We start from the raw sequence: 13,366 nt of genomic DNA, 5'->3' as shown, positions 1-13,366 counted from the left end.
GCCGCTACTCGAAGCGGACCGGCGGGAAGAACCCGATCCGGTCGTACGCGGCGCGCAGCGTCGGCGCGGCGACCGCGCGAGCCTTCTCCGCACCGGCCGCGAGCAGCTTGTCGAGCTGGGCCGGGTCGTCGAGGTAGGCGCGGGTGCGCTCCTGGATCGGGGTGACGAACTCCTTGACCACCTCGCCGAGGTCCTTCTTGAGGTCGCCGTACCCCTTGCCCGCGTACGCGGCGACCAGGTCGTCGATGCTCCGCCCGGACAGCGCCGAGTAGATGGTCAGCAGGTTGGAGATGCCCGGCTTGGTCTCGGTGTCGAAGACGATCTCGCGGCCGGTGTCGGTCACCGCGGAGCGGATCTTCTTGGCCGAGCGGGCCGGCTCCTCCAGCAGGTCGATGATGCCGGCCGGCGAGGACGACGACTTCGACATCTTCGCCGTCGGGTCCTGCAGGTCGGTGATCTTGGCAGTGTCCTTGACGATGTGCGGGGCGGGCACCGTGAAGGTCGGGCCGAACAGCGAGTTGAACCGCTGCGCCAGGTCCCGGGAGAGCTCCAGGTGCTGGCGCTGGTCCTCGCCGACCGGCACCGCGTTGGCCTGGTAGAGCAGGATGTCGGCGGCCTGCAGGATCGGGTACGTGAAGAGCCCGACGCTGGCCCGCTCGCTGCCCTGCTTCTGCGACTTGTCCTTGAACTGGGTCATCCGGCCGGCCTCGCCGAAGCCGGTGATGCAGCCGAGCACCCAGGCCAGCTGCGAGTGCTCGGGCACCTGCGACTGGATGAACAGGGTGCTGCGCTCCGGGTCCAGCCCCACCGCGAAGAGCTGCGCGGCGGCCACCCGGGACCGCTGCTTGAGCACCTTCGGGTCGTGCCCGGCCGTGATGGCGTGCAGGTCGACCACGCAGTAGAACGCGTCGTGGGTCTCCTGCAGCGCCACCCAGTGCCGCACCGCGCCCAGGTAGTTGCCGAGGTGGAACGAGTCGGCCGTCGGCTGGATGCCGGAGAAGACGCGCGGGCGGGCGGGAACGTCGGACATGACGGCAATTCTGTCAGCAACGCCCGGCGTACGTCATGACGGGCCGGTGGGTCGGCTCGCCGCCGTCGCGGCGGGGGCGGTGACCTCGCGTCGCTGCTCGGGCAGGCGCGCGGCGGAGACCGCGAGGCGGGACACCCGGCGCCCCTCCAGGGCCAGCACCCGCAGCAGCCAGCCGCCGGCCGGCTCGTCCGGCGCCTCGGTGTCGGCCGGGGAGACCGGCACCTCGTCGCCGACCACCGGCAGCCGGCCGAGCGCCGCCATCACGAAACCACCGACCGTCTCGTACGGCCCGGCGGGCAGCGGGACGCCGGTGCGTTCGGCGAAGTCGGCGAGGTTGAGCCGGCCGTCCACCACGGCGGGCAGGCCCGCGTGCGCGGGCTCGGGGGCGGCGTCGTACTCGTCGTGGATCTCCCCGATCAGCTCCTCGATCAGGTCCTCCAGCGTGACGATGCCGGCGGTGCCGCCGTACTCGTCAACCACCACCGCCAGGTGGTGCCGCTCGCGGCGCATCTCGGTCAGCGCGGCGAGCACCCGCTTGCTGCCGGGCAGCTGTTTGACCTCACGGGTCAGCTCACCGACGGTGGTGCACGGGTCGAGGTCGGGGCGGAGCAGCACGTCCCGCAGATGCACGAAGCCGACCACGTCGTCGTGGGTGCCGTCGACCACCGGGTAACGGGTGTGCGTCTCGGTCCGGACCACCCGCTCCGCCTCGGCGATGCTCAGCCCGGCGGAGAGGAAGACGACCTCGGTGCGGGGCATCATCACCTCGCGGACCAGGCTCGCGCCGGCGACCAGCACCTCGTCGATGATCCGCCGCTCGTCCGGGTCGAGCCGGGTGTTGGCCGCGACGAGGTCGCGCAGCTCCTCCTCGCTGATCCGCTCGCGACCGGCCGCCGGGCTGGCGCCGAGCAGGTCGGTGACGAGGCGGGTGGCGCCGTCGGCGGCCCGGACGACGAGCCGCGCGACCGTCCGGGCGAGGGGTCCGGGTCGGCGTCGGGTCCGCCCCGACACCCGCCGGCGCAGCCCGGGACCGCCCGCTTCCCGCATGGAACAGATGGTAAGGCTGCGCGCCACCGGCGACCGGCGATGTTTGGATCTGTTCAATCGTGAAGGTTCATGGTGGAATATCAGGGAGCCGCGACGCTGAGCGCGCGCACAGCGCCCGGCCGTAGGGTGATCACGAACGGCCCGCGACGGGACGCGGCCAGTCAGGAGGACCCGACGTGAAACTGCTCGTCACCGGCGGCGCCGGCTTCATCGGCAGCGTGGTGACCCGGATGCTGCTCGACAACGGCCACGACGTGACGGTCCTGGACGACCTGCGCACCGGCCACCGGGCCGCGCTCGCGCCGGACGCCACCCACGTCGAACTGCCCGTCCACGAGGCCGCCCAGGTGCTCACCCCCGAGGCCGGCTTCGACGGGGTGCTGCACTTCGCCGCGCTGATCGCCGCCGGCGAGTCGATGGTCAAGCCGGAGCTGTACTGGCACGCCAACACGGTCAGCTCGATCGCCCTGATCGACGCGGTCCGCGCCGCCCGGGTGCCCCGGCTGGTCTTCTCCTCCACCGCCGCCGTCTACGGCAACCCGACCGAGCTGCCCATCCCGGAGACCGCGGTCAAGGCCCCCACCAACACGTACGGGGCCACCAAGCTCGCCGTCGACATGGCGCTCACCTCCGAGGCGATCGCCCACGACCTGGCCGCCGTCTCGCTGCGCTACTTCAACGTCGCCGGGGCGTACCTGCGCGACGACGTCGCGATCGGCGAGCGGCACGACCCGGAGACCCACCTGATCCCGATCGCGCTGGACGTCGCCGCCGGGAAGCGGGAGAAGCTCCAACTCTTCGGCGACGACTACCCCACCGTCGACGGCACCTGCGTGCGCGACTACATCCACGTGGCCGACCTGGCCCGGGCGCACCTGCTGGCGCTCAGCGCCGCCGTGCCGGGCCGGCACCGGATCTACAACCTGGGCAACGGCAACGGCTTCACCAACCGACAGGTGGCCGAGGTGGTCCGCGAGGTCACCGGCCACCCGCTGCCGGTCGAGGTCGCCCCGCGCCGCGAGGGCGACCCGGCCGAGCTGGTCGCCTCCTCCGCGCTGGCCCGCGAGGAGCTGGGCTGGACGCCGGAGAAGCCGACCCTGCACGACATGGTCGGCGACGCCTGGGCCTTCTACCGCGCGCACGTGCTGGAGCAGCGGTGACCGGGCCGGCCGCGAACACCGCGGCACCGGAGGCGGAGTCCGGCGACGTCGCGGCCCGCGCCGCCGCCGGCTTCCACGCCGCGTACGGTGAGCCGCCCGCGGGCCGCTGGGCGGCTCCCGGCCGCGCCAACCTGATCGGCGAGCACACCGACTACAACGACGGCTTCGTGCTCCCCTTCGCGCTGACCCTGCGGACCGTGGTCGCCGCCGCCCCGCAGCCCGGTGAGCGGTGGACCGTCCGGTCGGAACTCTCGGACGAGGCCGTGGAGTTCGGCGCCGCCGAGGTCGACGAGCCGGGCCGGGTCACCGGCTGGGCGGCGTACGTCGCCGGGGTCGTCTGGGCGCTGCGCGCGGCCGGGTACGACGTGCCCGGGGCCCGGCTGGCCATCGCCTCCGACGTACCGGTGGGCTCGGGGCTCTCCTCCTCGGCGGCCATCGAGGCGGCGGTGCTCGCCGCCCTGGTCGACCTGGGCGGGCTGGACCTGCCCGCGGAGAAGCAGCCCCGGCTGGCCCAGCGGGCCGAGAACGCCTACGTCGGCGCGCCGACCGGAATCATGGACCAGTCGGCGGTGATCCGCTGCCGCGAGGGGCACGCCCTCTTCCTGGACTGCCGCACCGAGGCCGTCGAACACATCCCGTTCGACCTCGACGCCGCCGGGCTGGCCATGCTCGTCGTCGACAGCCGCGCCCCGCACCGGCACGCCGACGGCGAGTACGCCGCCCGCCGCGCCGCCTGCGAACGGGGCGCCGCGCTGCTCGGGGTGCCCGCGCTGCGCGACGTGCCGCTCGCCGACCTCGACGCCGCGCTGGCCCGGCTCGACGACGACGAGATCCGCCGCCGGGTCCGGCACGTGGTCACCGAGGACCAGCGGGTCCTGGACACCGTCGAGCTGCTCCGCGCCGGCCGGGTACGCGACATCGGCCCGCTGCTCACCGCCTCGCACGCCTCGATGCGGGACGACTTCGAGATCACCGTCCCGGAGATCGACACCGCGGTCGAGGCGGCCCTCGCCGCCGGCGCGCTGGGCGCCCGGATGACCGGCGGCGGCTTCGGCGGCTGCGTCCTCGCCCTCGTCGAGTCCGACCGCTCGGACGAGGTGGCGGACGCCGTCACGCGCGCCTACGCCGACCGCGGCTTCCCCACCCCGGGCCACGTCACGGTCCTCCCCGCCCCCGGCACCACCCGCCTCGACTAACCCCCTTCCAAGCGCCAGATACAGAGAAGGAGTGGCTGTCCACGTGGAACAGCCACTCTTTCTCTGTAAGTGCGGCCCCCGGGCCGAGGGGGGCCGAGGGGTCAGGCGGTGTCGACGATCATGCCGGCGGCGACGGTGCGGTTGGTGGTCTCGTCGATGATGACGAAGCCTCCGGTGGTGCGGTTGCGGCGGTACTCGTCGGCGAGCAACGGCACGGTGGTGCGCAGCCGTACCCGGCCGATCTCGTTGAGCTTCAGCTCGCCGGCCGCCTCGTCCCGGTGCAGCGTGTTGATGTCCAGCCGGTAGTGCAGCCCGCGCACGATCGCCCGCGCCGACCGGGTGGTGTGCTTGATCGCGTACTTGCCGCCGACCTGGAGCGGGCGGGTCTCGTCCATCCAGCAGACCATCGCCTCGATGTCCTGCGAGACCGCCGGGGCGTTGTTCGGCCGGCAGATCATGTCGCCCCGCGAGATGTCTATCTCGTCTTCCAGCCGCACGGTGACCGACATCGGCGGGAACGCCTCGGCCACCGGGCCGTCCGCCGTCTCCACCGACGAGATCCGGCTGGTGAAGCCGGACGGCAGCACCATCACCTCGTCGCCCGGCTTGAGCACGCCCGAGGCGACCTGGCCGGCGTACCCCCGGTAGTCGGTGACGGTGGTGGACTGCGGGCGGATCACGTACTGCACCGGGAAGCGCACGTCGACCAGGTTGCGGTCGGAGGCGATGTGCACCCGCTCCAGGTGGTGCAGCAGCGACGGCCCCTCGTACCAGGGCATCTTCTCCGAGCGGGTGACGATGTTGTCGCCCTTGAGCGCGGAGATCGGCACCACGGTCAGGTCCGGCACGTCGAGCTTCGCGGCGAACGCGGTGAACTCGTCGGCGATCCGCTCGTAGACCTCCTGCGCGTAGTCGACCAGGTCCATCTTGTTCACGCAGAGGACCAGATGCGGCACCCGCAGCAGCGAGCAGAGGAAGGCGTGCCGGCGGGACTGCTCGACCAGGCCCTTGCGGGCGTCCACCAGGATCAGCGCCAGGTCGGCGGTGGAGGCGCCGGTGACCATGTTCCGGGTGTACTGGATGTGGCCGGGGGTGTCGGCGATGATGAACTTCCGCCGCGGGGTGGCGAAGTAGCGGTACGCCACGTCGATCGTGATGCCCTGCTCCCGCTCGGCGCGCAGGCCGTCGGTGAGCAGCGCCAGGTTGGTGTACTCGTCGCCCCGGGCCGCGCTGACCGCCTCGACGGCGGCGAGCTGGTCGGTGAAGAGAGACTTGGTGTCGTACAGCAGCCGGCCGATCAGGGTGGACTTGCCGTCGTCCACGCTGCCGGCGGTGGCGAAGCGGAGCAGGTCCATCGGCCGCGCCTCCGGCCCCGCCCCGGTGGCGGTGCGGCTGTCCGCCGCGCGCCCGGCGATCGTCTCGGTGGTCATCAGAAGTAGCCCTCCCGCTTGCGGTCCTCCATGGCGGCCTCGCTGACCCGGTCGTCGCCGCGGGTCGCGCCGCGCTCGGTGATCCGCGTGGCGGCCACCTCCTCGATCACCTTCTCCACCGTGTCGGCGTCCGAGCGGACGGCCGCGGTGCAGGAGGCGTCGCCCACCGTGCGGTAGCGCACCCGGGCCTTGAACCGCTCCTCCCCGGCGCGGGGCTGGAAGAACTCGTTCACCGCGTAGAGCATGCCGTCGCGCTCGACCACCTCGCGCTCGTGCGCGTAGTAGATCGAGGGCAGCGGGATGCGCTCCCGGGCGATGTAGTGCCAGACGTCCAGCTCGGTCCAGTTGGAGAGCGGGAAGACCCGGATCGACTCGCCCGGGTGGTGCCGGCCGTTGTAGAGCGACCACAGCTCGGGACGCTGGTTCTTCGGGTCCCACTGGCCGAACTCGTCGCGGAAGCTGAACACCCGCTCCTTGGCGCGGGCCTTCTCCTCGTCGCGGCGGGCGCCGCCGAAGAGCGCGTCGAAGCGGTGCTTCTCCACCGCGTCCAGCAGCACCGGGGTCTGGATCCGGTTGCGCATCCCGTCGCCGGACTCGCGGACCATGCCGCTGGCCAGGGCCTCCGGCACGCTCGCCACGATCAGGTGCAGGCCCAGCTCGGCGACCCGCTGGTCGCGGTACTCCAGGACCTCGGGGAAGTTGTGCCCGGTGTCCACGTGCATGACCGGGAAGGGGATGTTGGCCGGCGCGAACGCCTTCTGAGCCAACCGGAGCATGACGATCGAGTCCTTGCCGCCGGAGAAGAGCAGCACCGGGCGCTCCATCTCCGCGACCACCTCGCGCATCACGAAGATGCTCTCCGCCTCCAGCGCGTCGAGGTGCGAGACCTGGTAGAAGCGGGCGGGGGCGGTCATGACACGGTCTCGATCGGCGCGGATCCGCTCATGGATTCCAGACCTTTCCGGTCGGATACATCAAGAACAAGCGCTCAGGCTACCCGGAATGTCTCTGCAGCGCTGCAAGCAACCGAGTGGCGAGATCCTTGCGGCAGACCAGCAGGTCCGGCAGGCGCGGATCCGCCTCGTTGTATTTCAGCGCAGAACCGTCGATCCGGGAAGCGTGCAGGCCGGTGGCCGTCGCCACAGCGATCGGGGCGGCCGAGTCCCACTCGTACTGGCCGCCCGCGTGGATGTAGGCGTCCACCTCACCGGTGACCACCGCGGCGATCTTCGCGCCCGCCGAGCCCATCGGCACCAGGTGCGCACCCACGTCCTCCGCCAGATCGGTCAGGAAGACCGGCGGCCGGCTCCGGCTCGCCGCCAGGCGCAGCGTCCGCCCGCCACCCGCGGTCGCCGCCTCCAACGTCAACGGGGGGTACGCCGGCGGGTAGTCGGTGCCGAGCACCCGGTGCTGCGCCGGCAGCCCCACCGCCCCCGCCACCAGCCCGTGCGGCGTCGGCGCGTTGCGCGCCCAGAGCGCCACGTGCACCGCCCAGTCCGAGCGCCCCTCCTCGGCGAACTCCCGGGTGCCGTCCAGCGGGTCGACGATCCACACCCGGTCGGCGGTCAGCCGCGACACCGCCGCGGGGTTCACCTCCGCCGCCCAGGCCAGCCGGGAGCCCTCGTCCTCCTCGGAGAGCACCGCGTCGCCGGGCCGCCACCGGGCCAGCTCGGTGCGGATCAGGTCGTGCGAGACCTTGTCCCCGGCCGACTTCAGGGCACCCGGGTCGGCGAAGCCCATCTCGGCCCGCAGGCTCAGCAACGCCTGCCCGGCCCGCGCCGCCAGCCACCGGGCGAACGCACCGTCGATCATCGGAGGACTGCCCACGTACCACTCCCGTCGCTCGCCGCGATCCGTGTCACGGGTCACGCCACGTCAGAAGGCGCAGACTACCGGCCAGGCAGCTCAGCTCCGGGTACGCCCCGCCCTCAGGCCCCGTGGTACGCGTTCTGCGTCGGCTCCACGCCCTTGGTGACCACCGACTCCACCACGTCCGCCGCCCGGTCCACCAGGAACTCCAGCTCCTTGCGCTCCACGCTGCCGAAATCCGACAGTACGTAGTCCGCCGGGTCCTGCCGCCCCGGCGGCCGGCCGATGCCGAAGCGCACCCGGACGTAGTCCTTCGTACCGAGCGACTTCGACATCGAGCGCAGGCCGTTGTGCCCGCCCTCGCCACCGCCGATCTTGATACGCAGCTGGCCGTACGGGATGTCCAGCTCGTCGTGCACCGCGATCACCCGCTCGGCCGGGATCTTGTGGAACTGGGCCAGCGCGGCCACCGGACCGCCCGAGAGGTTCATGTAGGTCAGCGGCTTGACCAGCACCAGCTTCGGCCCGCCGAACCCCAGCCGCCCCTCGGCGACCTCCGCCACCGCCCGCTTGTGCCGGCCGAACTTCGCGCCCACCCGGCCCGCCAGCAGGTCGGCGACCAGGAAACCGACGTTGTGCCGGTTGCCGGCGTACTCCCGGCCGGGGTTGCCCAGGCCGACCACCAGCCACGGCCCCGCCTCGTCCGTCACGTCCCGTCCCTCCCGCTCGTCGTCGACGCCGCACGCGTCCCGATACGCCGACAGGCGCCCCCGGTGTCCGCCGGGAGCGCCTGCCGCAAACGATGGTGCGAACCGATCAGGCCTCGGTCTTCGCCTCGGCGTTCTCCTCGGCGGCCGGGACCTCGGAGCCCACCGGGGCCTCCTCGGCCTCGGTGGCGGCCTCCGCGGCCTCCTCCTCCGGGGTCTCGACCTCGGGCAGGGTCGCCTCGAGCTGCTCGGCGGTCGGGGCGGCGGTCACCGAGGCGACCGTCTGCTCCGCGTCGGCGGCCAGCTCGACGCCGGCGGGCAGCTGCACGTCGGCGGCGGTCACCTGGGAACCGGCCTCCAGGCCCTCGATCGAGGCCTCCAGGTGGTCCGGCACCTTGGTGGCGTCGGCGGTCACCGACAGGGTGTCGTGGTCGTGCACGATCAGGGTGTCCCGCGCGGCCTCACCGGTCAGCTGGACCGGGACGTCGACGGTGACCTTCTCGCCCCGACGGACCAGGATCAGGTCGACGTGCTCGAAGGTGTCCTTGATCGGGTCACGCTGGATCGCCTTCGGCAGCGCCAGCGCCTGGGTGCCGTCGCTCACCTCGATCGCGAAGAGCTGGTTCGCGCCGCCCTTGCGGATCGCGGCCGCGAACTCACGGGCCGGGAGCGCGATGTGCTTGGGCTTCTCGCCGTGGCCGTACAGCACGGCGGGCACCTTGCCGGCCCGGCGGGTACGACGGGCACCACCCTTGCCGAACTCGGTACGGGGCTCGGCGCTGATCTTTACCTCGGACACGGGAGAACTCCTGATGCTTTCGCTGCGGCGGCTTGTCGACTGGCGGTGCTGGGGCGAGGGGCTCGCTGGGGCTCATGCGTCATGAACGACTGCCCGGAGCACCGCGTCGATGACGGTGCCTCCGTGCGGCGCTTGTCAGCGGCCCGCCGGGCACCCTCGCCGTGGCAACCGCACCAGTCTACCCGAGCGGATTCCGAGCTCTCCGGCAGTCCCCTCCACACCGGTCCCACCGGCGCGTCGGCCGGCGGGAACGGTGCCGCACCGCGGCTCCCGCCGCGGTGCGCGGGTCAGCTCAGGCCACCGAAGAGGGTGGTCACCGAGCCGTCGTCGAAGACCTCGCGGATCGCCCGGGCCAGCAGCGGCGCGATCGACAGCACGGTCAGCTTGTCGAGCTGCTTCTCGGGCGGCGACGGCAGCGTGTTGGTCACCACGATCTCGCTGATCGGGCTGTTCTTCAGCCGCTCGGTCGCCGGGTCCGACAGCAGGGCGTGGGTGGAGGCGACCACGATCTCCGCCGCGCCCGACTCCTTGAGGATGTCGGCGGCCTTGGTGATGGTGCCACCCGTGTCGATCATGTCGTCGACGATCAGGCAGACCCGGCCCTCGACCTCACCGACCACCCGGTTCGCCACCACCTGGTTCGGCTTCAGCGGATCCCGGGTCTTGTGGATGAACGCCAGCGGGCAGCCGCCCAGCCGGTCGGTCCACCGCTCGGCCACCCGTACCCGGCCGGAGTCCGGGGCCACCACGGTCATCGGCCGGCCGGCGTACTTCTGCTGCACGTACTCGGCGAGGATGTCCATCGCGAAGAGGTGGTCCACCGGGCCGTCGAAGAAGCCCTGGATCTGCGCGGTGTGCAGGTCGACCGTGAGGATCCGGTTCGCCCCGGCGGTCTTCAGCAGGTCGGCCACCAGCCGGGCCGAGATCGGCTCCCGGCCGCGGTGCTTCTTGTCCTGCCGGGCGTACGGGTAGAACGGCAGCACCACGGTGATCCGCTTGGCCGAACCACGCTTCAGCGCGTCGATCATGATCAGGGTCTCCATGACCCAGGTGTTCACCCCGTGCGTGACGGACTGCACCACGAAGGCGTCCGAACCGCGCACCGAGTCCTTGAACCGTACGAAGATCTCGCCGTTGGCGAACTCGTACGCGTCGGAAGGCGTCGGCGCGACGCCGAGCACCTCACCGATCTCCTTGGCCAGCTCCGGAAAGCCACGTCCGGAGAAGAGCATCAGGCTCTTGCGGTTTTCGGCGACGATGCTGCCCATGGGCCCGTCTGCTCCCGTTGGTCGGTGGTTCCCGGCGGCGGTGTGGGGCCGGGGACTATTCGGTTGCAGTATCCCCCGCGCCCGACGGCCGTCCCACGGTCTCGGCGCCCCCGTGGATTGCCTCACCTTCCCTTGCGACCGGCGTGTCGGCCGACGCACCCTTCGCCCGCTCCGCCGCGACGGCCGAGGCCGTACCAGGGCGCTTGCGCGCCACCCAGCCCTCGATGTTGCGCTGCGGCGCCCGGGTCACCCCGAGCGCGCCCGGCGGGACGTCCTGCGAGATCGCGCTGCCCGCCGCCACGTACGCCCCCGCGCCCACCTCGACCGGCGCGATCAGGCTGGTGTCGCAGCCGACGAAGGCCGCCTCGCCCACCGTGGTGCGGTGCTTGTTCACCCCGTCGTAGTTCACGAAGATCGTCGCCGCGCCGATGTTGGCCTTCGCCCCGATCGTGGCGTCACCCACGTACGACAGGTGCGGCACCTTCGCGCCCGGCCCGACCTCGGAGTTCTTCACCTCGACGAACGTGCCGACCTTCGACTTCTCGGCCAGCCGGGCGGCCGGGCGCAGGTACGCGTACGGCCCGACGCTGGCCCCGGGGCCCACCTCGGCACCCACCGCGTGGCTGCGCAGCACGGTCGCCGCCGCCCCCACCACGGTGTCGATCAGCGTGACGTCCGGCCCGACGACCGCCTCCGCGCCGACCGCCGTCGTGCCGCGCAGCTGGGTGTTCTGGTCGATGACCGCGTCCCGCTCCACGGTGGCGGTGACGTCGATCCAGGTCGTCTCCGGGTCGAGGATGCTCACCCCGGTGCGCATCCACGCCTCGTTGACCCGGTCGCGCAGCAGCCGGCGCAGGGCGGCCAGCTCCACCCGGTCGTTGCAGCCCAGCGTCTCGACATGGTCCGCGGCGACGTGCACGCCCACCGGCTCCCCCGCCGAGACGAGCAGGCCGAAGACGTCGGTCAGGTACTCCTCGCCCTGGTCGTTGTCGGTGGAGAGCTTGCCCAGCGCGTCCCGCAGCCGCGCCGCGTCGAACGCGTAGATGCCGGCGTTGATCTCCCGCAGCGCGCGCTGCGCCGGCGTGGCGTCCCGCTCCTCGACGATCTGCTCCAGCCGGCCCGCGGCGTCCCGCACGATCCGGCCGAGGCCGGTCGGGTCGGGCACCTCGGCGGCGAGCACCGTCGCCGCCGCGCCCTCGCCCTCGTGCGCCTCGACCAGGGCGGCCACCGTCTCGGCGCGCAGCAGCGGGACGTCGCCGTTGATCACGATCACCGTCCCGGTCGCCTCCGGCGCCGCGTCCAGCGCGATCCGCACGGCGTGCCCGGTGCCGAGCTGCTGGGCCTGCAGGACCGGGGTGGCGTCCGGAGCGATCTCGCCCAGGTGCGCCCGGACCTGGTCGGCACCGTGCCCGACCACGACCACGGTGTGGTCGGCGCCCAGCGGTGCGGCCGCGGTCAGCACGTGGCCGAGGAGCGTACGGCCGAGCAGCGGGTGCAGCACCTTGGGCAGCGCCGACTTCATCCGCTTGCCCTCACCGGCGGCGAGCACGACGACGGTACGGAGGTGGGGCTGGGGCACGAGTGGCTCCCGTCGGGAAGGCGACAGTCTCGCGGCCATGCTAACCAGACCGTGGGGCGGTTCATCCCCATACCCCACGTGCTGCGCGATATCAGAAGAGGCTCGGCCGCCAGGGTTCGAACCTGAAACACGGGTACCAAAGACCCGGGTGTTGCCAATTACACCACGGCCGACTGTGACGCAAGACAGCTTAACGCCTCCGCCTGAGGTGTCCCCACCCCTATGTGATCGCCTCGGCGAGACCCTCGATCCGCCGGCACGGCAGGAAAGCTGGAACGCCCGGTACGACGCCTCGTTCATTCATGTCCGCAACTGTTCACTCCGCCCCGCCCGGTGCCTAAGTTACGGTGACGTAGGCGTATCTCCCCTCTGCGAGGTGCCATGTCGACCTCCCTGACCAGCGGGCCGAAGTCGCTCACCCAGGGCCCGCAGTCCACCGGCATCCTGATCGCCCTGTGGGCGTTCGTGGTCGTACCCTTCCTGGCCCTGCTCGCCGCGGTGCCGGTCGCCTGGGGTGGCTGGCTGAGCGGGACGGACCTGGCGGTCGCCGCCTTCTGGTACCTCCTCTCCGGCCTGGGCATCACCGTCGGCTACCACCGGTACTTCACCCACGGCTCGTTCAAGGCCCCGCGCCCGGTGCGGGTGGCGCTGGCGGTGGCGGGCTCGTTCGCGGTGCAGGGCGAGATCATCCAGTGGGTCGCCGACCACCGCCGCCACCACGCGTTCTCCGACGCCGAGGGTGATCCGCACTCGCCGTGGCGCTACGGGGAGAGCGTCCGCGGCCTGGCCCGGGGACTGTTCCACGCCCACGTCGGCTGGCTCTTCGGCCGGGAGCTGTCGAACCGGGCCCGCTTCGCCCCGGACCTGCTGGCCGACCGGGACACCCGGCGGGTGGACCGCCTCTTCCCGCTCCTGGTGGTGGTCTCGGTGCTGGGGCCGGCGGTGATGGGCGGCCTGGCGACCTGGTCCTGGCCGGGGGCGTGGACAGCGCTCTTCTGGGGCGGCCTGGTCCGCATCGCGCTGCTGCACCACGTGACCTGGTCGATCAACTCGGTCTGCCACGTCTACGGCGAGCGGCCGTTCGCGATGCGCCAGGGCGACCGGGCGGCGAACTTCTGGCCGCTGGCGATCCTGTCGTTCGGCGAGAGCTGGCACAACCTGCACCACGCCGACCCGACGAGCGCCCGGCACGGGGTGCTGCGCGGCCAGCTGGACATCTCGGCCCGGGTCATCTGGCTGCTGGAGAAGGCCGGCGCGGCGCGGGACGTGCGCTGGCCGAAGCCGGAGCGGGTCGCCGCGAAGCTGGTGAAGCCGGTCGCACGGCGCTGAAACCGGGCGATG

The 13,366-nt window shown here is 72.3% G+C and carries 12 protein-coding genes and 1 tRNA gene; 3 read left to right on the top strand and 10 right to left on the bottom strand.

Annotation, left to right across the window (positions count from 1 at the left end):
• Nucleotides 1-4: 4 nt before the first annotated feature.
• Both trpS and ACSNN7_RS11015 read right to left on the bottom strand, forming a co-directional pair.
• A complete protein-coding gene (gene trpS, locus ACSNN7_RS11020) occupies nt 5-1,030 on the bottom strand; it encodes a tryptophan--tRNA ligase (protein WP_436680588.1) in 1,026 nt (341 codons plus the stop codon).
• A 33-nt stretch (nt 1,031-1,063) separates the two neighbouring features.
• Nucleotides 1,064-2,077, bottom strand: a complete 1,014-nt coding sequence (locus tag ACSNN7_RS11015; protein WP_436680587.1) for a hemolysin family protein — start codon at nt 2,075-2,077, stop codon at nt 1,064-1,066.
• 230 nt (nt 2,078-2,307) lie between these two features.
• Between ACSNN7_RS11015 and galE the strand changes: the two genes are divergently transcribed.
• Nucleotides 2,308-3,237 carry a UDP-glucose 4-epimerase GalE gene (gene galE, locus ACSNN7_RS11010; RefSeq protein WP_436680615.1) on the top strand — a complete coding sequence of 310 codons (930 nt, stop codon included), beginning with the start codon at nt 2,308-2,310 and terminating at the stop codon, nt 3,235-3,237.
• A complete protein-coding gene (galK, locus tag ACSNN7_RS11005; RefSeq protein WP_436680585.1) occupies nt 3,234-4,433 on the top strand; it encodes a galactokinase in 1,200 nt (399 codons plus the stop codon). Before galE ends, galK begins: the two co-directional genes overlap by 4 nt.
• A gap of 101 nt (nt 4,434-4,534) precedes the next feature.
• Here the strand turns inward: galK and cysN are convergent, their stop codons facing one another.
• From cysN to ACSNN7_RS10965, 8 genes are all read right to left on the bottom strand, one after another.
• Nucleotides 4,535-5,863 (bottom strand): sulfate adenylyltransferase subunit CysN, encoded by a 1,329-nt coding sequence (gene cysN, locus ACSNN7_RS11000; RefSeq protein ID WP_436680584.1) that lies wholly within the window; start codon nt 5,861-5,863, stop codon nt 4,535-4,537.
• Entirely contained in the window at nt 5,863-6,777 is a 915-nt protein-coding gene (gene cysD / locus ACSNN7_RS10995) for a sulfate adenylyltransferase subunit CysD (protein ID WP_436680583.1), read from the bottom strand. The genes cysN and cysD overlap by 1 nt, the downstream gene beginning before the upstream one ends.
• Nucleotides 6,778-6,856: 79 nt before the next feature.
• Nucleotides 6,857-7,675: a 3'(2'),5'-bisphosphate nucleotidase CysQ gene (locus ACSNN7_RS10990; RefSeq protein ID WP_436680614.1), complete on the bottom strand. Its 819-nt coding sequence runs from the start codon at nt 7,673-7,675 to the stop codon at nt 6,857-6,859.
• Between the two features lie 116 nt (nt 7,676-7,791).
• Nucleotides 7,792-8,382 (bottom strand): aminoacyl-tRNA hydrolase, encoded by a 591-nt coding sequence (pth, locus tag ACSNN7_RS10985; protein ID WP_436680582.1) that lies wholly within the window; start codon nt 8,380-8,382, stop codon nt 7,792-7,794.
• Nucleotides 8,383-8,488: 106 nt separating this feature from the next.
• Nucleotides 8,489-9,178: a 50S ribosomal protein L25/general stress protein Ctc gene (locus ACSNN7_RS10980; protein ID WP_436680581.1), complete on the bottom strand. Its 690-nt coding sequence runs from the start codon at nt 9,176-9,178 to the stop codon at nt 8,489-8,491.
• A 287-nt stretch (nt 9,179-9,465) separates the two neighbouring features.
• A complete protein-coding gene (locus tag ACSNN7_RS10975) occupies nt 9,466-10,446 on the bottom strand; it encodes a ribose-phosphate diphosphokinase (protein WP_436680580.1) in 981 nt (326 codons plus the stop codon).
• A gap of 55 nt (nt 10,447-10,501) precedes the next feature.
• A complete protein-coding gene (glmU, locus tag ACSNN7_RS10970) occupies nt 10,502-12,064 on the bottom strand; it encodes a bifunctional UDP-N-acetylglucosamine diphosphorylase/glucosamine-1-phosphate N-acetyltransferase GlmU (protein WP_436680578.1) in 1,563 nt (520 codons plus the stop codon).
• A gap of 62 nt (nt 12,065-12,126) precedes the next feature.
• Nucleotides 12,127-12,198: transfer RNA gene (locus ACSNN7_RS10965), tRNA-Gln, on the bottom strand.
• 208 nt (nt 12,199-12,406) lie between these two features.
• On the opposite strand from ACSNN7_RS10965, the gene ACSNN7_RS10960 reads away from it, so the two are divergent.
• Nucleotides 12,407-13,354 (top strand): acyl-CoA desaturase, encoded by a 948-nt coding sequence (locus ACSNN7_RS10960; protein ID WP_436680577.1) that lies wholly within the window; start codon nt 12,407-12,409, stop codon nt 13,352-13,354.
• Nucleotides 13,355-13,366: the final 12 nt, after the last annotated feature.

It is taken from the genome of Micromonospora sp. URMC 105, from assembly GCF_051386295.1.
Taxonomy (GTDB): Bacteria; Actinomycetota; Actinomycetes; order Mycobacteriales; family Micromonosporaceae; genus Micromonospora.
The sequence above is the reverse complement of the archived record's forward strand: the minus strand, read 5'-3'. Positions and strand labels throughout refer to the sequence as shown.

Coding starts and splice junctions, on each gene's coding strand:
- trpS (WP_436680588.1), bottom strand. CDS start 1,030: ATGTCCGACGTTCCCGCCCGCCCGCGCGTCTTCTCCGGCATCCAGCCG.
- ACSNN7_RS11015 (WP_436680587.1), bottom strand. CDS start 2,077: ATGCGGGAAGCGGGCGGTCCCGGGCTGCGCCGGCGGGTGTCGGGGCGG.
- galE (WP_436680615.1), top strand. CDS start 2,308: ATGCTGCTCGACAACGGCCACGACGTGACGGTCCTGGACGACCTGCGC.
- cysN (WP_436680584.1), bottom strand. CDS start 5,863: ATGACCACCGAGACGATCGCCGGGCGCGCGGCGGACAGCCGCACCGCC.
- cysD (WP_436680583.1), bottom strand. CDS start 6,777: ATGACCGCCCCCGCCCGCTTCTACCAGGTCTCGCACCTCGACGCGCTG.
- ACSNN7_RS10990 (WP_436680614.1), bottom strand. CDS start 7,675: ATGATCGACGGTGCGTTCGCCCGGTGGCTGGCGGCGCGGGCCGGGCAG.
- ACSNN7_RS10975 (WP_436680580.1), bottom strand. CDS start 10,446: ATGGGCAGCATCGTCGCCGAAAACCGCAAGAGCCTGATGCTCTTCTCC.
- glmU (WP_436680578.1), bottom strand. CDS start 12,064: ATGGCCGCGAGACTGTCGCCTTCCCGACGGGAGCCACTCGTGCCCCAG.
- ACSNN7_RS10960 (WP_436680577.1), top strand. CDS start 12,407: ATGTCGACCTCCCTGACCAGCGGGCCGAAGTCGCTCACCCAGGGCCCG.